Raw genomic sequence first — 19,727 nt, 5'->3', positions numbered from 1 at the left:
GCGAAAATCCCATTGGCCAAAGTCATAGGGGTCACCGGCGAGATACTGACCGATGACAGCCGCCAGCTATCCTTGCTCGCCGACAGCAATCTGCCGGAGCGACTTCGCAAGGCCGTTGAGGTCGTTCACATGTACCCGGTGTCCGGCCAATACAGCCATTTTTGCCGCCGGGTGTTCAACGCTTTGTTGTTGGTGACGACCAAGGGCTGGCAATCTATCCCTTCCGAGCTGCAGGCCAAGGTTCTAGACGAGCGACGAGTCCTCAGGTTCGCCGCCACCGTGGGGGAGCTGGGTAAGGTGTTGCGGGCCACGACCAGAGCAACTGAGAGAATTTACGACGCCGTGGAGAACCTGTACGGCCAGGAATTCCGCTTCGACGCGATGGGCGAGCGGGGCGACATGTACAAGGTGGCCAGCCGCCTGATATCCCAGTATTCGAGGAGTTCGGACGGCTCGGGAGAGGTGCAATGGGAGTTTCCGCCGGATGTATTCGAGATGCTCATGAGCCCAGGGCGCTGGGCGGCCATCGATATCCACCTAGCAAACCGGTTCAATTCGGGCCATTCGCTCGCGCTCTATGAAAACACGCACCGGTACATTCGCGTTCAACTGACGGCGCGGATGCCGGTTGTCGATTGGGTCAAGCTGCTCGTGAGCCCTGATGCGGCCGAGACCTTTCTCCAGCAAGGGAACTATCGCTACTTCAAGCGCGACATTCTCTTACCGGCAATGCGAGAGCTGGAGAGCACCGAGGCCTGTCCGTTTAGCGTCGAGCTGCTGGAGACCACAGGTTCGCGTAATAAGGTGACCCACCTTCAATTCCGGCTGCACCTGAAGGTCCAGGCCGCTTTAGACATGGACACCAGCCAGACCGGGGACCCTCGCCTCGAGGCCAAGCTGCGTGAATACGGAATCACGGAACGGGGCATCGACCAACTGCTGACGAAATACGACGAGCCCGTTCTCAGGCTCCACATAGCCGCGTTCGACAAGCGCCTGGCGGAAGGGGGTATCCGGGACAAGGCTGCAGCCTTCGTCCATCAGGTCAAGAATGATTACTACGGTCGCAGTCCCCAGCAGGAAGGTCAGGCCGACGCCCCCGCTCTCCCGGCTCCCGCGGTGGACACGCGGAAGCAGGATGAGGCCGATTTCGCCAAGCATATTGCGCAGCGAGTTCGAAAGTACTACTTGGGCCAGCCGCGATTTGTCCAGGACCAGCTGCTCCAGGCCTTCCTCAACAGCCCGGACACTCCGAACCTGGTGCGAGAACAGTTCGCGAAAAAGGGGTTCAAGACACCCGCCGTGTCCGGGACGTTCTACGCGTGGATGGCGAAGCAAGAAGGAGTTCTTTCCCTTCCGGAAGACGCATCACTAGATGCGTACCTCGACTGGCGCAACGAACCCAAAAGAAGCAAGGGCCCGAGAGTTTTGTCGACCAAAATCTCTGTAGGGGGGCCAATCTCTTCCGGCACGCGAAAGAAGGCGGCATCGCCTCGGGAGGTTCCGGCCGACTAGCCCGGTATTGCCGCCACGGCAGCGCCTGGCGGGCGCTCCTTGTCGAGCAAGGTGCCAAGCAGGCTGTAAGCGAACGCTTCGTCGACGACCCCAGCCTTGGCCAAGTCTAGATACTTAGCCAGCACCGTTTGGTGAATTGGCGCCACTGCCGTCGGCAGCGGCCAGTCGCCCAGCCCGGCAGCGCCCCCCACCGAAGGCCCACGTGCGGCAATGGCTCGTGTACGAGGGGCAGAGCTCAACTGCCGGGCTCGCATCCCTAAAGCCGGGGGTACCGGCTCGTCCCGGTCCAACCAGCCGTCCGGCAGGCCAAGAGCGTCCTCCATCGCTCGCGCCCGTCGCGGTCCGAAGGCGCGCCGCTGGCTAGCAGCCCGCGTCTCCGAGTTCATCAGGTCAGAGAGCATCGACGGTGCCGTGTTCAGCAACGTCGCCAAATGGGTCGTATGCGTGCAGGCGTCCGCCAGTCGCCTAAGGTTGCCGCGCCGCAAACGCTGGAGTTCCACGCTGCTGGCTTTCGCCCTGGAGTTGCGCTGAAGCGCTCGAATCATGTCCGGATGCCAAGGCTCGCCCGAACCCAGCCACGTCGCCGGTACCTCGGCGCACTCCGCGATTTGTGCCCATTGCAAGGGGGACAGCAACCCGTAGTCGTCCATGGCTCGCTGAAGCAGTGGCACTGAGCATTCAGCAGCTTTTGCCACGGCACCTGCCAAGTCGGGCGATTGCTCAAGGAGCTGGGCGACATGTGCGGCGGGGTTCATGGTCACTCCTTGCTGACAGCCTCGGGTCAGGTTGTACTGCGACTTTAAGGCGTTGAAGTATAACTTTACCCAGGCTACACCTTGAGGTCAAGAAGAACGGCGCGGCTGCGTGGAATTAGGGCAGGCCGGCCGCGCGAGCCCAGAAAAAAAGAGAGCCTGGGGCTCTCCTGGGGGAATGTGCCGTGGGGACCGGGCGTGCCCGCTGGACGGCCCATGGCAAGACGCCCCGCGCTGGGCGGGGCGTTCGCTGACAAAGCTAGCAAGCCCTATCGGCCGGCGTAGAGCGAGGCGGAGGCCATAACCCCGGCAGAGCGCATCGCCATGTAGCGTGTACTGGCCCCTGCCATCTCCGTGAATGCGGAGGTCACCGATTCGGTTTTGGTCGCATCGTAGGCCTTGATGTTGCCCGCCTGGAGGTTCAGGGCAGCGGCAAACTCGTCCACCTGGCCGGTGGGGCCCACCAGGGTGAACGTCCAGCGGCCTGTGGCCTCGAGCTTGGCGACGAGTTCGCGCAGCAGCTGCGGAGGGTAGCGGTACGACGAGGTGTCCTCGCCATCGGTGAACGGTGCCACGAGGAACGCAGTCGACGGCGAATCAGCGTCCGGGCGGGCCAGGAGCGAGGCGATGGTGTCCCCGATGGCGTCGTAGAGGGCGGTGCCGCCGGTGGGCGTGTACTCTTCCTCGGGCAGCGGACTCAGTTGCTCCGTCGGCGCCGCGCTCAGGACTTCCCGCGGCGTGCTGCTGAACACGTTCAGCGTGACCAGTGTCTTTCCGGCCTCCTTGGCGCCTTCCTTGATGACGCCGACCTGGTGGTTGTAGCCAGCCAAGGCAGCTGCGCGGTGGCGGTTCATCGACCAGGACTCGTCGAGGAGCAGCGCCGCATGTGTGGTTTGTTCGCCAACGGCGGGCCGGGAACGCTCGGCGCGACAGTCTTCAATCGAACGCGCGAGCAGGCGCTGGATGGCGGCAGGTAACTCGAAGGCCGGGAGGGTGGGCCGGACATGGGACTGGACGGTGAGGCCAAGGTAGGGCAGTACCAGGGGGCCGAGGCGGGGGTTATTGAGCACGGTGAGTCTCCTTGCGCGATTTGAAGAATTGAGCGATGGGGTTGGCGGGGGTGTGCACGAGCTCAGGAGAGGCCGCGCTGGGGGTGGTCGGGAAGTTGGCCTGGGCCGAATGGGCGCATGCGCCCTGCACACCGCCAGATGCGGCGAGCCAGTCGGAAGAAGTTGTCTGAAGGCTCGCGCCAGGTCCCTGGCGCATTGCGCTTTCGTAGGCGCTCAGCCCCAGCCGAACAAGGCCTGCGACCGCAACGTCGGAGGTCACCTGCAGCTCTTGGCGGACGCGGTCCACGCGCTCCTTTTCGTCGCTGGCGATATAGCCCTCGACTCGGCGGAAGCTGCTCTCCGCCAAGCGGCTTCGAAAGGCCTTCGTTCGTTCCGCGGGCTCGAGTGGCTCGGGGGGTGGTGATTGCTTGTACGTCATCGGTTTTCTGTCGTTACCGGTAACGTCTAGCGTGATGTTTTATACGCGCCGTTTTCGTCAGTTCGCTGGTTAAAGGCCCGCCCGCCCCACAGTGCCGAGCGAGAACCAGCGCCTTGCGAAGGGGCGGGCGGGCCCCTCGGATGTCCCGCCGAGAGCCGGAGGTCCAACCGGTCCGTACCCGTGTCACGCCCATGGGCACAAGAGCTTGATTGCTATCCGAGGGATGCCTGTCCTCGTTCCCGCCGCCTATTGCCTGGTCGTCATGCTGCTCGCAGCGTGGTTCGCCATGGACGCGCTCACGCTTCCCATTGGGCGTGGGCTGAAGCGCTATGCGATTGTCGTTTGCGCCTTGTCTGCGGCCCCCTTGCTGCACTTGCTCGAATCGCGAGCGCAGGCACCAGGCTGGACGACCGCCATATTTCTCGGCTGGGCGCTCGCCTTGGCGTCCGTAGCGGTCCTGCGCGACCGCCGGCTCGCACAAACTCGCGCGGCAAAACCGGCGTAGTGAGCCCGCCTCGGGCGGCGCGGAGGCCCCTTGGCCGCGGTGACTATAGGGGGAAGGTCACATCTTCTCTTTAAAGGCAAATCATGCAAACCGTTTTCGCTATCGCCATCCTCGCTGTTGTCATCGCCTCGACTTCTGTCCTGGTAACGATGCTCATCGAGCAGGTCAAGGCTGAACGTCGCGTGGCTGCCGAAAAGGCCGCCAAGCATCAACGTCTCCGCACGCTGGAAATGAACCTCCGGCACCTGGAAGCAGACTCGAAGTCCCGTAAGCTTTCCCAAGCTGAAATGGACGACTACGCTGCTTTCATCGCTGAGCGCAATGACTTGTCGGCCGCGTTGTTCCCGCAACGCAATCCGTCCCTGGCATTCGCTTAAATTGATTCCGCGCCCCTAACCCGGGCGCGTTTCTTTTTGGGCCTCGGCCTTGCCGACTAGCTACACGAGGCAGGAAATTTGCCAGGAACACACCATGAACCAAGATTCGAACACCGGCCTTTCGGTGCGCTACCTGCTGACAGTGCAGGGGCAGCCAGAGGAACTCGAGGTCTTCGTGACCAGCGTGCGGCATCCGACGGACGGCGACAAGCTGTTCCAGCCGAGTAGGGCGGTACCGGTGCCTGCTGGCCTGGAGGCCGTCGACCCCTTCGCTATCCCGTACTATCACTTCATCCAGAACCAATACCGCATGGCGGCTGAGGCGCTGGAGGCGCTCAACGAAGAGCCCAAGCTGGTGGCGTTGCTGAAGGACCCCGCCAAGCACCAGGAAGCACGCGTGCTCCTGAACCGCACACTGGACACCGAGGCGCTAGCCGGCGTTGCCCTTGTTCGCAAGAACGTGCGTCAGTACAACGCCCTCACACGTGCCCAGTGGGCGCAGAAGAACTGGGGGCAGTTTGACGACCGGCTGACATGCGCGCAGTTCGAGCGTGTCACGAACCGCCGAGGGCAGTACCACTTCACGTGGCACACCCTGGACGTTCGGATTCTCGACCAGCTCGGCGCGCTCCATCCGACCCTCTCCTTTGGCCTCGTCGGGGTGGACGAGCTCAACCTCAAGCAGGCCTACGGTTGGCACTGCGAAGGCTCAAGCACGTTCCACCACGGGGCCGGCGCAGTCGACCCGGGCAGGCCTACCTGGCTTGACCATCTCCCCGCGGCGTTTTCCGTCGCGTGATTCTCTCCAAGGGGCCGCATCTGCGGTCCCTTCCTTTTTTTTGGAGGCGCGCTCATCGCGTCCTTCGCTACCTCCACAAAAACTCCTTTTCTTCCGCCTCAGCGCACAAGCGCAGCCTCCTTAGCTGGTCACTTGGCGGCCAAGGCGACGACAGGGGGAGCCAGGGCGGCCTGGGTCGAAGGTTCGAAGGGGTCGGCGGGTGGCAGAGGTCGCGAGAGACCGTTTACAGAAAAATAAACGTCATCCGCTAAAAGACTCTTTCTCTCGCCTGAGACTTCATCAATAACTCTTAAACAAGAGCAAGAGTCCTTCGTGCGAGCGCGAGCGCGCGACCGCTCAAGCCCGGTCTAAAAACTCGCCCCTATACCTTGCATGTTCAACGAACCCGCCCCGCCGTGACACACCGGTGCCATGCGCAGGCCTGCCTGACCGCTGTGCGCCCCGAGCTGCTGATGTGCGCGAAGCACTGGCGAATGGTTCCTCGAGCACTGCAGCGCGACGTGTGGCGGGAATACCGCCCGGGTCAATGCGATGACAAAAAGCCTTCGAGTGCCTGGAGGGGTGCCGCCTGTGCGGCTATCAACTTCGTGGCCGAAATCGAGGGTCAACCCAAACTTCCGCCGCTGGCGGTCTGAAAAATCATGTCTCTCGACCTTATCCCCAACGAAGTCGCCCGGTACGGACTCAGAGCCGACTGGCACTCCATGAACGTCGTCGTGGTCAAGCGCCGCGGGGCGTCATCGAAGAACGCCGGCCAGGAGTACGAGGAAACGCTGGCGTACTGCCGCGACGTCCGAAACGCTTCGCTCTGGCTGTTCAACCACATCATCCGTGCGAACGGGGCTGACGCCCAGGCGGCCGCGGAGGTGACCACCAGGTCGCTCGCCGACGTCGAGGCCTTGATGGCTGTCGTCGACGAGGCCCAGCGGCACGTGCTGGCTGCGGTCGAATCGCTGGAGACCAACCTTGCAGCGCTGGGGCTCAGCCAAAAGGAGCTCGTGAAGGCTTTGGCGGCCGCGGATACGCCTGCAAAGGCCGACGGCGAATCTTCGGGCCAGTGAGCCTTCGGCGGCGATGAGCGGCGAGTTCTCCTATCGGCTTCGGAACGACCTGTACGAGTTGTACCAGGGGGAGAAGTTGCTTGGCCAGCCCATGCTGGCCGTCTCATTGGCTCTCGATGAGGTAAGCGGTGCGGTGCTTCAGCACGGCAGCCCGGAGCTCGTGGAGCCGTGGGGCATGGACCGCCGCGCCAAGCTTCGAGCCGACAAGAATTCCGCGGAGGCCGAGCGCCTGGTGGTGCTCACCGGCCGAATTCCGGTGGTCGAGCTGAACCGCTGCTTCACCCAGCCTGGGCATGCAGCCGAAGTCCTGGCGCGCGCCAGGGCGGGCACCCTTGAGCCGGAGCCGACAAACAGCTAAGCGGCGTTCAGCAGATAAGTCGCGGCGCTACACGCCGGACCTATGCCCAACTCCATTGAGCCCCGCCCCGACCACCACGGTGGTGAGCATGACGCGCCAGAGCTCCTGCGAGACCGACTTGCAGCTGCTTACGACGACGAGATGCTGTTCCTGGACCCTCCAAGTCTCGACAAGGCAATCGTTGGTGTCGCCGAGCGCATCAACCTCGGGCCGGTCGTCGTATACGACCGGAACAAGCTGGTGCAGGCCTTTGCTGAGGAGGGCATGACCGAGGAAGAGGCGGACGAGTGGGTCTCGTTCAACGTCGAAGGCGCCTTCGTCGGCGAGCGAACGCCGCTTATCCTTTGCTCGGTCGACCCCCTGGCGCCATAAGCTCGGTCATCGGCTTACACCAGAGACGTCGCGCCCCCGAAAAAAGCGCCTCGAAGGTTCGGCATTGAATTTCGACGTGGCGGTGCAGTTGGCGGGCCAGTACTGGAAGTTGCCTTGGCCGGCCTCGTTCCAAGCACCCAGGAGCGCCGGTAGGCTGGAGCATTCCGACGTGGCGTCGAGGGTTGCCATGTCGAAAACCACCGATGCGGGACCGAATAGCCTCAGGGCGGAGCGCCTCGGCCTCAATGCACCCGTTGGCATGTGTCGGCGAAATGCCGCGTGTCCGGAAGAATGCGGAGCTTGCGAGCAAGGCAGCTTTCGTCATGCGGAAAGGTCTTTCGTCGAGAATGTACGACTTGGCATGTTGGTTGTCCTTGGTTGCCGAACGTCCTATAGCCGGCCAAGCCGACGCTCGCTAAACCGAGAAGACCATTTCTAGGAACACCATGGCAGTGAATCTTCCAGTTAGGAAGCTGGCGAAGCTTTGCAACCCCTTCTCGAACCCCTGGACGACCGGCCGCTTCTCGGCACCAGACGTGCGCCGGGCATTGGCAGAGGGTCGCCTACGCTCCGAAGCCTTCGGGATGGCCACTGTCGAGTGGACCTTGACGGAGCACATCGAGCGCATCGCCTTTCTGGTCCACTACGGCTGGTCAGAGGCGGTAGCGGTCGATGTCGGCGTCCCCAGCCTAGGCTGCGTCGTCAATTGGCCCCTGACCGACGGCAACCATCGCCTCGGTGCAGCCCTCGTTCGCGGTGATGACGTCATCGCAGCTTCGGTCGCCGGGGACATCGACTATGCCTTCAGGCTCTTCGGGGTGGACGTGCGAGAATCGGATTTCGAGACCGTGCCGGCGTAGCGCACCCTTCGACGGACACATTTTCTTCTTTTCGATTCCTAGAGGTCCTCGCTCTTGCGGGGACCTCTTCCTTTTGCCGTCCGCGCGCATGGCTACACCATTGGCAAAACAACTTTTCCAAAGGATTTCCATGCGCCTTCATCGCTCCCTCATTTCAATCCTCGCCGCCACCGTTTTGGTCGCCGGCGCACACGCTGCTCAGGAAGGGCTGGAGTCCCAACCTCCGACGCTGCGCCTCGATGCAGCGGCGAATCTGGAGGTCGTGGAAGACACTGCATGGGCCAGCCTGACCGTCGAGCGTGAGGCGCGCGAGGCCAAGGACGCCCAGCGCCAGGCTGCAGCAGCGTTCGCGAAGGTCGTGGCACAAGCCAAGGAGACGTCCGGTCTCGATGTGCGCACGGAGAGCTTCTACACCGGCCCGGTCTACGGGCGCGACGGAAAAATCGCCAGTTGGCGCTCGCGCGGCGAGATTCGCATCGAATCCAAGAACACCAGTGCCGTTGCCCAAGCGGCCGCGGAACTGGGCACTCAAGCGCGTCTGACCGGCTCCGGCTTCTATCTCTCGACCACGGCGCGTACCCAGGCCGAGAAGGGACTCATCGGGACGGCTGTCGAAGAATTCCAGGGTAAGGCCAAGGTGACTGCCCTCGCCCTGGGGTTCCCTCAGACCGAAATCAAGGAAATTTCCATCGGCCAGAGCGGCTACAACCCCCGCCCGCCGGGGCCGATGATGAAATCGATGGCAATGTCGGCCGAAATGGCATCGCGAGCGACTGAGCCGCTGCCCATGGAGCCTGGCAAGGCGACGGTGTCCGTCACGGTGTCCGGCGCGGTCACCCTAAAGCGTTGAGCCATTGTGAACTCCTGAAGCCCCGCTAGCGGGGCTTTTTCAATTCTGGCCCTTCCCTATACGTGCCAGGCGCGCGCTGTCGCCCTCCGCCTGCCCCCTCACGGGGACGGTGAATTGAGCAGCGCATTCAAGGAAAACACACCCTGAGTGCCTTCGTGCATGTCACGCGAGGCGCCTATCGGTAATGCAGGCAATCGACACGAAATGAACGTGATGGCGCTTCGCGCTCATCCACAAAGGAAAACTCATGCTTCACATCTACAACGCACAGTCCGCCAAGAAGGCGGCTCGCTCCCTCGAGAAGTTCGCTACGAGCCTGGGCTTCGAGCTCAAGCATGGCCAGGCGCTCGACGCCCTTGCCACCATGACCGGCTTCCAGAATTGGGCCGCTTTGAACGACAGCGTCTCCCAGGAGGCGATTGACGCCAAGCTGATGCCAGTCGAGCTCGACCACATCGAGGACAACCAGGACGTCACCTATGGACCGGAGTATGCGGTCATGGCCCACAACGGCTTTGAGCTGCGCTACGCCCAAGGGGACGAACCGTTGGACTACGTGCGCATCTGCGACCCACTGGGCCGCGAGATTGCCTACTGGGTCAGCGATGAGTGGCAGCAGGACCCGCAGGCGGTGATGGGCGCCATTCTTGGAGCCCTGGTTCAGGGCGGACCTCTCGAGGTCGGCGCGGCCAAGAAGCCTGCGAAGGCGTCCGGGCCGGCGCGCGAGGCGACTCGCCCGCCCACCATCATGGACCTTTACCCCTTCGACGCGGTCGCGCACGTTGTCGTTGACGGTCGTTCGTTCCCAGTGCGTTACCTCGACGGCGATGTCGCGCAGCTGCTGGAGGAACCGGCCGCCGACTTCGACGAGGAGGACGACGCAAGCCATGTCGTTCTCGACTTGCACTTCGAAGAGGACGGGCGCGACGTGGACCACCCGCTGACCGTCGCCGAGCTCCGCGAACTCCGCTGGAGCGCGAAGGAGGGCGGGTTTGTGAACAAGAAAGGGACCCTCTACGAGTTCTACATCGAGCAGAAGTTTGGAGCTTCCGCTTCCGTTGCCCCCAAGGCGGCGGAGGTGGCCAGGTCCGAGGATGGTCCGATTGAGCTTTTTGAGGTTTTCTGCCGCGCGCCTGACGGGGTTCAAGCCACATCGGGTGTTGCCCGCGTGGCGGCCAAGAGCGCACAGGGGCCATAGCCGCCTGCCGCGCTGCTCAGCAGCGGTTCTGGAACGGACCGCAGCGGCCGCCCGTTGGCGAGTTCTCGTTCGATACGAGGAAACTGTCCAAGGACGCGTTTGGGCCCTACAACGTTTATGTTGACGGTGGCTATTACGACACGGTCGAAACCCTGACACACGCCATGGATTTGGTGGAACTCTTGCAGGGGGCAGCGACCAGCGATGTCGAGGTTCGGGATAGAGACGCATGGACAGTTGGATTCGCAGCCGCGGACAACCAGGCGTAGTTGTCTAAACGAGCACTGACGCTCAATTTCATAGCCGCACCAGTTTCCTGGTGCGGCTTTCCTTTGCGGACGCGCCGGCGCCAGTTTTAGCGGAGGGCCGAAGGCTAGCTAGACCTTGTACAGCGGATGCTGTTTTCAACACAAGGACATCGATGCAAGCAGAAAAAATCTCGCTCTTTTACAAGGACGCCAAGTCCAACAAAGAATACCACGCCCAGTTGGAGCAGAAGGAGCCAGGGTGGGTGGTTCTGTTTCAATACGGGCCGCGTGGCGGTACGCTGACCTCGGGCGCGAAAACGAAGGCTCCCGTCGGCTACGAGGCGGCGAAGAAGACCTACGACAAGCTCGTCAGCGAGAAGGTGGGCAAGGGTTACTCGCCGGGTGAAGCCGGCAGCGCCTTTGTCAACACGTCGATGGAGGAGCGCTTCACCGGCGTCGTGCCGCAGCTGCTCAACGTCATTGATGAAGAGCAGGCTCAGCGCTTGCTGGACGACCCCGACTGGCTGATGCAGCCGAAATACGACGGACACCGTCGTCTCACTCAGCACACCGGCACCGAACTGCTGGGCATCAACCGAAAGGGCCTGGCAACGGGCCTCCCAGAGTGTGTGGCCAAGGCGCTTGCTGCGCTCGAAGGGCATGCACCCTACGTCCTGGATGGCGAGCTCATCGGTGAGACGTACTTCGTGTTCGACATCCTCGAGTGGGAAGGCATGGACATGAAGGTGCAGGAGTGCGGGTACCGGGTGAGTATGCTGCAGGCTGTGCAGGACCTCCTGAAGGCCGCCGGCGCCAAGCAAGTGGCCATCACCGGCACGGCCTACACCAGCGAAGCCAAGAGAGCGCTCTATGCGGCTGTGAAGTCCGCGTCCGGCGAAGGCCTTGTCTTCAAGCATCGAGACGCCCAGTATGTGCCTGGTCGCCCCAACTCCGGCGGCAACCAGCTCAAGCGAGTGTTCACCCATCGAGCCACCGTGATTGTCGGAGCGCAAAGCACGACCAAGCGCAGCGTGAGCATGGTGCTGCTGGACGAAGCCGGGGCCGAAGTCGATGTGGGCAACGTGACGATTCCGCCCAACCACCTCATCCCGGCCGTGCGCGCGCTGGCTGAGGTCGAGTATCTGTATGCGTTCAAGGGCGGTAGCCTGTTCCAGCCGCGGTACCAAGGCGCTCGTGACGACGTCGGCACCGACGCCTGCTCGTTGAAGCAGCTCGTGTTCAAGCCTGAAGGCGTGAGCAGCGACGAGGCTGACGAAGCCTGATTCTGAAAAGGCCGCCGAGTTACCTCGGCGGCCCTTCTTTTTGTCGAGGCACTAGTTCTGCGCAGGTGCCGCTGTTGACGCAGGCTTGTCAGAAGTCGCCTCAAGGACCAACTCGCCGAGCGAGGTGAGCCTATTTGAGACGTGCTGGACGCCGGCTTGCGCCGCCTCACCGACCTTGGTCAGCGTGGACGCTGCAGTGTCGCTCGCTGAAGTGACGTTCTCACCGAACGAGGTGAGGGACTCCTTGACGCCATCCGCGGTACTCGTCGCAGTGACCGCCGCGCCCTCTGCGCTGGACTTTGCGGTCTCGGCAGACTGCTTCGCAGAGTGCATCGTTGTCTCGGTGGACTGTCCGAGCCGGATGAGCTGCTCCTTCAGCTGGTGAGGGCTCGAGGGCACGTTGCCATTGCAGCCAGCAAGTAGCGCAAAGGCGGCCACGAAGGGAAAAAGATTTAGATTCACGAAGGGGCTCCAAGGGTTGATACCGGGTGTAGCGGAGTGCCCTGGAGAGGCCAAGAAAAAGAGCCCTCGGAGAGGGCTCTTAAATTGCTCCCGGATAGGCCTAGCTGGCGGATGCCAGAGCCTCCTTGGCGATGGCGCTCGCGGCACTGCCGTCGTAGTTGGTGCCATGCTGTTCCTTCAGGGCCTTCATCACAGCGCCCATCTGTTTGGGTGAGCGCTCGGCCAGGCCCTGGACAATGCCAAGGATGGCCGAGGTGAGCTGCCCGTGGTCGAGCTGCTGCGGAAGGTAGGCGTTGTAGACGCTGACTTCCTGGCGCAACGCGTCGCGCGCGGCAATACGTGCGTCATCGGTTGCATTCTCAAGTACCACGATGGCTTCCTTCGCGTTCTTGATGAACTTCTTGACGGTCGCTGCGACCTCCTCGTCGGTCGTCTCGCGATTGCCGGCATTCTTGCCAATCATGGCTGCCTCGGAGTAGAGGGTGGTCAGTGTTGCCGCCTTTGCCGCCTCCTTGGCCTTGCGGGCTTGGAGAGAGTCGTCTTTGATGCGTTGAAGCAAACTCATGGGGGTCCTTTGTTGTTTAGAGGTCTACTTCCGTATAGGCGACGCCGAAGCCCGTCGTACACGTCTAGCCTTCCAAGCCTTACCGATTAGAAGGTGGACAGCCTCGATGGCCCGATTAGAACCTGGAGGGTTGGCGGGAAAGCCGCACAGTGCGGGTACCCGCCCAAAAAGCGAAACGGCCCGGTTGGGACCGGGCCGCCTGACGGTCGGAGGGGGGCTAGCGCCTACAGTGCGGCAGCCTGCGTCAGCATTTTGAGAGCGGTAGCCTCATCCAAGCGACCCTCGCGCGCCTTCAGCGCCAGCGTTTGGACCAGCGCGGTCGCGATGGGCCCGATGGTTCCCACGTCTTCCGGAATCGCAGAAGCAGCCGGCGCTGCAGCGAAACGCCGCTGCTCTGCCGAAGCCGGTGCGCGGACCGTGGCGGGAGCAAAATCGGCCGCCGACGGTGTGGACACGGGCGCCGATGCACCCACGGAGGCCAGCGCAGGGACTGACACGGGAGCGGGCGCGCGCGTCGGAGCGACAACACCCGTCGAGAGCCGAGGCATCTTGACATCAGCCGGCGCCAGGACACGGGTGGTGGGGCCCTTGCGAGCAGCAGGCTTGCCAGGAATGAGGCCCTGGGCAGCCTCGCGAAGGGCCTTCTTGGTACCACGAGGCTGCTTCGGGCCCGGGTCCAGCATTTTTACGACTGCAGGAGGAATGTCCTTCGCCGTCCGCGGACCATCGAACCAGTCCTTGGGAAGGTGGAGAGCAGTCGTAAACCGCTTGACCTCCGCATCGTCGAGCTTCTTGTTCCTGTGAATCCGATGGGAGATGTTGGCCGGGCTCATGCCCATGATTTCACAGAGCTTGCTCTTGGCACCAGGGGCTTCGGTCAGCACGGCCAAGTTGATGCGGCGGGTGTCGAGGATGTCCTCGCCGGGCGTGTGTGTCGTTGGAGCGGTCGCAGCGGGCGCCCGCGTCTTCTTGGCGGCCGCCGCGGGCGGAGCCACGGTCTTGGCCGCCGCTGTCTTCTTCGCGGGCTGAGAGCTTTGTTTTTTGGCCATGTCTTCGTCCTGTCGTTGAGGTGCGGCTTCTGTGCTGGCTGGCGCTGCTTCCGGCACCGCTGCGAGCGTCAACTGGACCGGTGCCTGAACTGCCACTGCTGTTTGCGTTTCGGTTGATTCCGCTTCGTTTTCAGTCGCGTTGAAGTTTAGCGGAGATTTTAAACGATTTACAACTTCAGGTGTCAAGCGGGCGTTTACGCGGTCAAGGAACCCGCTGGGCAGCTCTAGCGTTACCTCGATGTGGTACGCAACGTCGTGGGGAAAGTTTTCGCCTCGAAGCAGCTCATTCACGCGCTGCAGTGGCATGTCCAGGGCTAGGGCGAGGTTTTCGACGGAGGTCGCGGCGTCCAGGAGAGCTTTAAAGTTTCTGACCTGGATGGCCGAGGCGAGCTGGGTGGGGTCTATCGCGGGCGGTTGATGCCGTGGCGCATTGTTGCGCTTCTGAAACTCACCAAATTGGGGCTGTCGGTTCGACCGTGCCTGGTGTCTTCCGGGGCTTTGATACATAGGGAGACGCTCCTGAAACGAATAAAGCACGTTAAGACGGCGAGTATAGCCCATGAACACTTTCGATTGCCTGTCTTTTTATCGGTATGAAACAGGCCCTCTATACGCCCAAAGCACTTTGAAGCGGATTGAATGGACCACGATTTTGGCTACGTCTACGTACTCACCAACCCCTCGATGCCGGGGCAGGTGAAAGTGGGCATGACCAGGCGACGGCCTGAGCGTCGAGGCGCGGAGCTGTCCAGTGCCACCGGGGTTCCGCAGCAGTTTGAGCTCTTCTACGCGCGCTCGTTCGAGGACTGCGCGCTCGCCGAAAAGGTCGTGCATTCGGTCCTGGATGAGCAGGGTGCCAGGACGGCGAAGAACCGCGAATTCTTTAACCTTACGCCCGAGCAGGCTAAAGAACTGATTGACAAGGTCGCGGAAAGGCTTGCGGTACCCGAAACGGCCGATGTCTTCGCCGAAGCCTTCACCGCCCGCGCCCAGCAACACCTGACCTTACCCCGGCCTAGCGTCGCCGAGCTGGAGGAGGCTTTAACGCTCTTGGAACACGCGGCGTCTCTCGGTCACCATCTGGCGCCATATCTGGCCGGCGAAACAGCCGTTGCGCTGTCCGAGAGAAAGAAGGGTCCTGCAGGGGTCGCCGAGCGATTGGTTGCTCGGGGCCGCGAGCTCTTTCAGCTGTCCGCGGAGCGCGGAGTCAGTCGCGGCTTCGGTAGGGCCGCCGAGGCCTCTTTGCGCCTGGGAGAGACCTTTGAGTACGCCACGCTCTGGGGCCGCTACCTCGCGGCGCTTCCTCCGGACGAGCCTATTCCCGAAGAGGAGCTCGAATTCATCCTCGTTTTCGTGCACGACCACATGTTCAGCGGCGAAAAGGCATGCCCACCGGTTCATGGCTATCTCCAGGCAAACTATCGTCAGTTGCGCGCCGGCGCACGCGGGGGAGGGGCGTCCAAGGAGTTTCTTGTCTGGCTTGACGAATACGCCAGTACGCTCAGCAGCCGGCTGGTGACAAAGGCGAAGTGGCCCCTGGTCGGCCTCGCTGGTCTAGCGGCATTCTGGGCCATTCGGCCGGAGGCCTTCGTGCTCTTCCTCGCTGCAGCCTTGCTCCTCGCGGGCGTAGGTGCCGGCATCAGAAGGCGGTACCGGACACGCGCCGCTTTGAAGGCACCGAAGACGGGCCGAATCGACGTTAGCGGGCGACGCTAAAGCCTTGGCGCAGGAGGATTTACCCCATCCACTGCGCTTTTCGACCCGTAGGTGTAACCGATGAAGACGAGGTTGCTATAGGTGTTTGCTGACGCTTTCTGAAGCACTCAGCGGCCTTTCATCGGCAAGCGGCGTGTCCGGACGCGCTGCTTCCCGGGGAACAAGCAACTACCGACCCACCGGGCGCGCTCGTCGCGATGGCCGGGAATCCAGAGTGGCACCAAGTGCGCCTGGGTCGTGTCGCGGGGCCGTTGAAGCGGGGAAGTTGGTCCGCTGGCTTGGCCAGTCGTTGCTTTCGTAGATTTGTCCTGACGAAACTCGGGGCTCCGCGGAAATCGAAAGAGCAATGGCGCGTGCTGGGCCGGCGGGCTGAAATCCCCTTCGCATTCGTGCGAGCGCCAGCAAAAACCAGACAGTCGGTTTGAGCCAGGCAGGAAACTGCTTGACTGGGTCCACTTGAGGTGACGTCGTCGACGGGACTCGAAGTCGTTGCCAATGGTAAGCTCTACGCTCACCAGGCCGAACGCGTTGACACAGGGCTGCCTTAGCCTAGAGACCGGTGGAGTTCGCTTCACCGCGGTACACGAGGCGGCCACCGTGGGTTTGTTGCAGGTTGCGCTATGTCTCACCAGGCCGACCATGGAATCGACCATTCAGAGGGCTCACGTACGGGAATACGGGGGCCCTTTTTTCTGCTCAGCTGCCGCCTCGCATGACATTCCCCAGGCTGATGACGTTGGAATCGACCTCATGCGGCGTCATTTCGTCCAACCCAAGGAACACCATTCCCCGGCCGGCTGGACCGTCTCCCGCGCAAATGAAAGTGCACCGGCCCGGTGCAGGCAGCGCTTCCGCGGGGCGAAGAAAGTCCACAACGAACCGCGCACGCTCTTCGGAAGCGGCGCAGAAACGATATTCCCTGCCCAGGCGCACGCCCCAGTTGCGATAGGCCGCCTGGCCGGAGAGCAGTAACGCCCTGCGCCGAGCGGCAGCCTGCTTGGCCACTGCGTTGTCGTGCAGGAGCTGCGCCTTTGACAGGGCTTCGGAAGCCAGGCCCCTCGAAAATGCATTCGACCAGACCATCTCGGCTTGGCACCGGTTCACCGAGTCCGCAAAGAAAGCTGCCTCCCGCTCGGCCTCGTCCACAACCTTCCATTGCTGGCAGGCCTGGATGTACGTGAGGTCGATTACCTGCGCTTGCATTGCTGAGGGGTCGGCCGCTTAGTGACCCGCGTCCTCGACACCCAATGACTTCGCACCGCCGCCGATGATGCGGTAAGGCAGAAAGGCGAGCTGTACCCAAAGGCGAATGCAGCTGTCGAAGTACGCTTCCATGAAATGGTTCCCGTTGAGGTGACCGGCTGTTTAGGCAAGCGACTTAAATGTTTGCGCAACGGCATAAAAGTCAGCGCTACACGACGTCAATCCAGCCAGCCGCTGGCGTCAAGGCTCACTTCGGGAGATTCCATGAGTCAGTTCACGATGTCGCTGTCCCTCGGCGGAACCCGCGAGATTTACAGCCCCGAAGCTGTGGTCAAAGCCATGGCCCGCTCAGAAGGAACGAACAACGCGCTCCTGATGAAAACCTACGGTCGAATGCTTGACGTCGGTGCCCAGCGCTTCATCTCCAAGCCGTCTTCCTCCGACGCGCTTGCGCCGCTCGCCCAGGCGTGCCCCAACTTCCAGGGCGTGGTCGACGACTTGCGCAAATACCTGGAGCTCGCGCTCTATGGCTCATCCCCGCTCAACTTCGTGCCAATCCTGCTGGCAGGCGAGCCTGGGGTCGGAAAGACGCACTTCGCCGCAGAACTGGCGAAGGCGCTGAACATCCCGCATCGCTTCGTCTCGATGGGCACCATGACCAGTGGCTGGGTGCTGTCCGGGAGCTCGTCGGGCTGGAGCGGTGCACGCCACGGCAAGGTGGCCCAGGCGCTGATTGAGGAGACCATCGCCAACCCGGCGTTCACCCTCGATGAGGTGGACAAGGCAGGTGGCGACCACCGCTATGACCCCTTCGGCGCGCTGCTGCAGTTGTTGGAGCCGGACACGGCCAAACACTTCACCGATGAGTTCCTCGACGTCGAAATCGACACGTCAGGCATCTTCTGGGTCGGAACCGCGAACAATCTCTCGGCCATCCCCGACTACATCCTCCAGCGAATGATGGTGTACGAGGTGCCGTCCCCGACGCGCGCCCAGGCCGCCAGCATCGCTCAAAGCATCTATTCGGGGCTTCTGGCCGCTAACGGCTGGGGTTTCGACCCGGACCTCACCGATGCCGTGCTCGAACACATGGCGGAAGTGTCCCCGCGGGAAATGAAGAAGGCCCTGCTCGACGCCATGGGGTCCGCGCGCCTGGCCAAGCGTGAGACGGTCCTTGCCGACGACGTCGGACATTCGCACGTGAAGAAGAAGACGTCGATGGGCTTTCGAGCCTGAATGCTCGCCGGCAGGATTCGGGCGTGATTGAGCGGGAAACGCCGAGCTTTAGCTGGGCGTTATGGCATGAGGGGCCTGCGGCAGCTAGCCGTCGGCTTGCCGGCGGGCCGGAGCCAGGTCAGGCGGACGCGAGGGCGTTCGCCGCGCCGAGATTGGCCAGCGCATCCGCGCGTTCATTGCCTGGGTCGCCATTGTGGCCCTTAACCCAGGTCATCTTCACCTTCCGCTTCGCGAAGAGGGCATCCAGCTGCTGCCAGAGGTCGACATTCTTGACGGCGTCGCCGCCGGCGGTACGCCAGCCCTTGCGCTTCCACCCGGGCATCCACTCGGTTAGGCCCTGAATTACGTACTTCGAGTCGGTGAAGACCTCGATGCGGGCGCCTTCCGGGACGCGGCGAAGCGTCTCGATTGCAGCCGACAGCTCCATCTTGTTGTTGGTCGTTCCAAGGGCACCGCCGTGTCCTTCCACAACCACGGTGCCATTCTGGTCGCGGAGCGAGAACCCCCAACCTCCGTTGGCTGCGGCGCCGACCTTGCCGTTGGCCTTGCAGGCACCGTCGCAGTAGGCGACGTAGCTGAGAGCAGTCGGAGCAGGGGCGGCGAACAGGTCGTTTTGCATTTTAGATTCTTGTGAGTGGTGTCAGCATTATAGCAGAAAGAGCTTGGCTCTAAAGCCCCCTAAAACGTTTTAGCCTTCGGGCGTCGTGGATGCACCGATAGCCGCGTGCGGGCTGTTCGCTAGACCAAGCAGGACAACTTTCACTCAAGAGGACAAACCAATGAAAATCAACAGAGTTCGTCAAAGCCTGGTGCGCAACATCAGTGCGGGTCTGGCGGTTCTGCTTGTTGGCGCCCCTGGCGTCGGCAAGACGGACGTCGTGCACGAAGTCGCAAGACAAACTGAGCGGGAACTGCTCGTTTCGCACCCGGTGGTCTCCGACCCGACGGACGCGAAGGGCTTGCCCTACCCGAACAAGAAGGGCGACGCAGCGCGGTTTCTGCCGTACGGTGTGATGGCTCAGGCGCTCAGCGCCACGAAGCCGACGCTCTGGTTCCTGGACGACCTTGGCCAGGCTGCCCCGGCGGTGCAAGCCGCCTTCATGCAGCTGCTGCTGGCGCGGCGCATCGACGAGCACGTTCTCCCGAACTGTGTCACCTTCGTTGCCGCCACGAATCGCAAGCAGGACCGCGCCGGCGTCTCTGGACTGCTGGAGCCCGTCAAGAGCCGCTTCGTGACCATCTTGGAGGTCGAGCCTGACCTGGATATGTGGATTGACTGGGCGCTCGCGAAGGGACTTCCTCCGGAGCTCGTCGCTTTCCTGCAGTTTCGCGGGGGCGACCTCTTTCACAAGCCCAACCCGACGACCGAGCTGGTGAACAGCCCGTCGCCACGTACCTGGCACAACCTGGCAAAGCTGCTCAAGGCTGGCGCTGCCGATGACCTCAAGGAGGACAAGGCCGGCGTACTGGAAGAGCTAAGCGGCTCTGTGGGCAAGGAAGCGGCAACCGAATTCGTCAACTTCCTGGAAGTGGCGAAGGACCTGCCGAGCCTGGACGACATCCTGCTGTATCCGGACACCGCGCGCATCCCTGATGAGGTCTCCACTTTGTGGGTCCTGGCATCAGGGCTCGCATCGGCAGCGACGAAGACCAACTTCGGTGCGCTGAGCACCTATGCAGGACGCATGGTCCAACAAGCCTACGGCGAAGCCGCGGCCTTCATGGTCCGCAAGAGCATCGTTCTGACCCCCGGAATCACCCAAACCGCAGCCTACTCACGGCTGCTGGCTGGTGAGGTGGGCGCATTGCTGTAAACGAACAAGGAATCAA

At 62.5% G+C, this 19,727-nt stretch carries 20 protein-coding genes; 13 read left to right on the top strand and 7 right to left on the bottom strand.

The features are described from left to right. Positions 1–12 precede the first annotated feature (12 nt). Positions 13–1,515: a replication initiation protein gene (locus tag G3W89_RS28915; RefSeq protein WP_162571069.1), complete on the top strand. Its 1,503-nt coding sequence runs from the start codon at positions 13–15 to the stop codon at positions 1,513–1,515. Here G3W89_RS28915 and G3W89_RS28910 read toward each other — a convergent pair. Both G3W89_RS28910 and G3W89_RS28905 read right to left on the bottom strand, forming a co-directional pair. Continuing rightward, positions 1,512–2,270 carry a hypothetical protein gene (locus G3W89_RS28910; RefSeq protein ID WP_162571070.1) on the bottom strand — a complete coding sequence of 253 codons (759 nt, stop codon included), beginning with the start codon at positions 2,268–2,270 and terminating at the stop codon, positions 1,512–1,514. The two genes, G3W89_RS28915 and G3W89_RS28910, sit on opposite strands and share 4 nt — an antisense overlap. Before the next feature lie 266 nt (positions 2,271–2,536). Then, a complete protein-coding gene (locus G3W89_RS28905) occupies positions 2,537–3,337 on the bottom strand; it encodes a vWA domain-containing protein (protein ID WP_162571071.1) in 801 nt (266 codons plus the stop codon). Positions 3,338–4,343: 1,006 nt separating this feature from the next. Between G3W89_RS28905 and G3W89_RS28900 the strand changes: the two genes are divergently transcribed. The 9 genes from G3W89_RS28900 to G3W89_RS28860 all read left to right on the top strand — a co-directional run bounded on the left by G3W89_RS28900 (position 4,344) and on the right by G3W89_RS28860 (position 11,666). Continuing rightward, entirely contained in the window at positions 4,344–4,637 is a 294-nt protein-coding gene (locus tag G3W89_RS28900) for a hypothetical protein (RefSeq protein WP_068673866.1), read from the top strand. Positions 4,638–4,731: 94 nt separating this feature from the next. Beyond that, the gene (locus G3W89_RS28895) at positions 4,732–5,436 is read left to right on the top strand and encodes a hypothetical protein (protein ID WP_162571073.1); all 705 of its coding nucleotides are present in this window, start codon (positions 4,732–4,734) and stop codon (positions 5,434–5,436) included. Positions 5,437–6,077: 641 nt separating this feature from the next. Further along, on the top strand, positions 6,078–6,497 hold the full coding sequence (locus tag G3W89_RS28890; RefSeq protein WP_146039457.1) for a hypothetical protein: 420 nt from the start codon (positions 6,078–6,080) through the stop codon (positions 6,495–6,497). A gap of 13 nt (positions 6,498–6,510) precedes the next feature. Next, positions 6,511–6,855: a hypothetical protein gene (locus tag G3W89_RS28885; protein ID WP_068673860.1), complete on the top strand. Its 345-nt coding sequence runs from the start codon at positions 6,511–6,513 to the stop codon at positions 6,853–6,855. 42 nt (positions 6,856–6,897) lie between these two features. After that, positions 6,898–7,227: a hypothetical protein gene (locus tag G3W89_RS28880; protein ID WP_068673858.1), complete on the top strand. Its 330-nt coding sequence runs from the start codon at positions 6,898–6,900 to the stop codon at positions 7,225–7,227. A gap of 446 nt (positions 7,228–7,673) precedes the next feature. Continuing rightward, complete coding sequence (locus tag G3W89_RS33050) at positions 7,674–8,087, top strand: hypothetical protein (protein WP_174258345.1); 414 nt, start codon at positions 7,674–7,676, stop codon at positions 8,085–8,087. A 130-nt stretch (positions 8,088–8,217) separates the two neighbouring features. After that, complete coding sequence (locus G3W89_RS28870) at positions 8,218–8,937, top strand: SIMPL domain-containing protein (protein WP_162571074.1); 720 nt, start codon at positions 8,218–8,220, stop codon at positions 8,935–8,937. 247 nt (positions 8,938–9,184) lie between these two features. After that, entirely contained in the window at positions 9,185–10,135 is a 951-nt protein-coding gene (locus G3W89_RS28865; RefSeq protein WP_162571075.1) for a hypothetical protein, read from the top strand. A gap of 319 nt (positions 10,136–10,454) precedes the next feature. Beyond that, a complete protein-coding gene (locus G3W89_RS28860; protein ID WP_162577701.1) occupies positions 10,455–11,666 on the top strand; it encodes a WGR domain-containing protein in 1,212 nt (403 codons plus the stop codon). Between the two features lie 51 nt (positions 11,667–11,717). Here the strand turns inward: G3W89_RS28860 and G3W89_RS28855 are convergent, their stop codons facing one another. From G3W89_RS28855 to G3W89_RS28845, 3 genes are all read right to left on the bottom strand, one after another. Then, the gene (locus G3W89_RS28855; protein WP_162571077.1) at positions 11,718–12,128 is read right to left on the bottom strand and encodes a hypothetical protein; all 411 of its coding nucleotides are present in this window, start codon (positions 12,126–12,128) and stop codon (positions 11,718–11,720) included. Between the two features lie 100 nt (positions 12,129–12,228). Continuing rightward, the gene (locus tag G3W89_RS28850) at positions 12,229–12,693 is read right to left on the bottom strand and encodes a GatB/YqeY domain-containing protein (RefSeq protein ID WP_162571078.1); all 465 of its coding nucleotides are present in this window, start codon (positions 12,691–12,693) and stop codon (positions 12,229–12,231) included. Positions 12,694–12,917: 224 nt separating this feature from the next. Further along, positions 12,918–14,303: a hypothetical protein gene (locus G3W89_RS28845; protein WP_162571079.1), complete on the bottom strand. Its 1,386-nt coding sequence runs from the start codon at positions 14,301–14,303 to the stop codon at positions 12,918–12,920. Between the two features lie 78 nt (positions 14,304–14,381). Between G3W89_RS28845 and G3W89_RS28840 the strand changes: the two genes are divergently transcribed. Next, positions 14,382–15,458, top strand: a complete 1,077-nt coding sequence (locus G3W89_RS28840) for a GIY-YIG nuclease family protein (protein WP_162571080.1) — start codon at positions 14,382–14,384, stop codon at positions 15,456–15,458. A 696-nt stretch (positions 15,459–16,154) separates the two neighbouring features. On the opposite strand, the gene G3W89_RS28835 is transcribed toward G3W89_RS28840, so the two are convergent. After that, positions 16,155–16,604 (bottom strand): hypothetical protein, encoded by a 450-nt coding sequence (locus tag G3W89_RS28835; protein WP_162577700.1) that lies wholly within the window; start codon positions 16,602–16,604, stop codon positions 16,155–16,157. A gap of 192 nt (positions 16,605–16,796) precedes the next feature. On the opposite strand from G3W89_RS28835, the gene G3W89_RS28830 reads away from it, so the two are divergent. Further along, the gene (locus tag G3W89_RS28830) at positions 16,797–17,897 is read left to right on the top strand and encodes an AAA family ATPase (protein WP_162577699.1); all 1,101 of its coding nucleotides are present in this window, start codon (positions 16,797–16,799) and stop codon (positions 17,895–17,897) included. A 118-nt stretch (positions 17,898–18,015) separates the two neighbouring features. Here G3W89_RS28830 and rnhA read toward each other — a convergent pair whose 3' ends face one another. Further along, entirely contained in the window at positions 18,016–18,516 is a 501-nt protein-coding gene (rnhA, locus tag G3W89_RS28825) for a ribonuclease HI (RefSeq protein WP_162571082.1), read from the bottom strand. 160 nt (positions 18,517–18,676) lie between these two features. On the opposite strand from rnhA, the gene G3W89_RS28820 reads away from it, so the two are divergent. After that, on the top strand, positions 18,677–19,711 hold the full coding sequence (locus tag G3W89_RS28820; RefSeq protein ID WP_162571083.1) for an ATP-binding protein: 1,035 nt from the start codon (positions 18,677–18,679) through the stop codon (positions 19,709–19,711). Positions 19,712–19,727: the final 16 nt, after the last annotated feature.

This window comes from Variovorax sp. PBL-H6, assembly GCF_901827155.1.
Taxonomy (GTDB): domain Bacteria; phylum Pseudomonadota; class Gammaproteobacteria; order Burkholderiales; family Burkholderiaceae_C; genus Variovorax.
The sequence above is the reverse complement of the archived record's forward strand: the minus strand, read 5'-3'. Positions and strand labels throughout refer to the sequence as shown.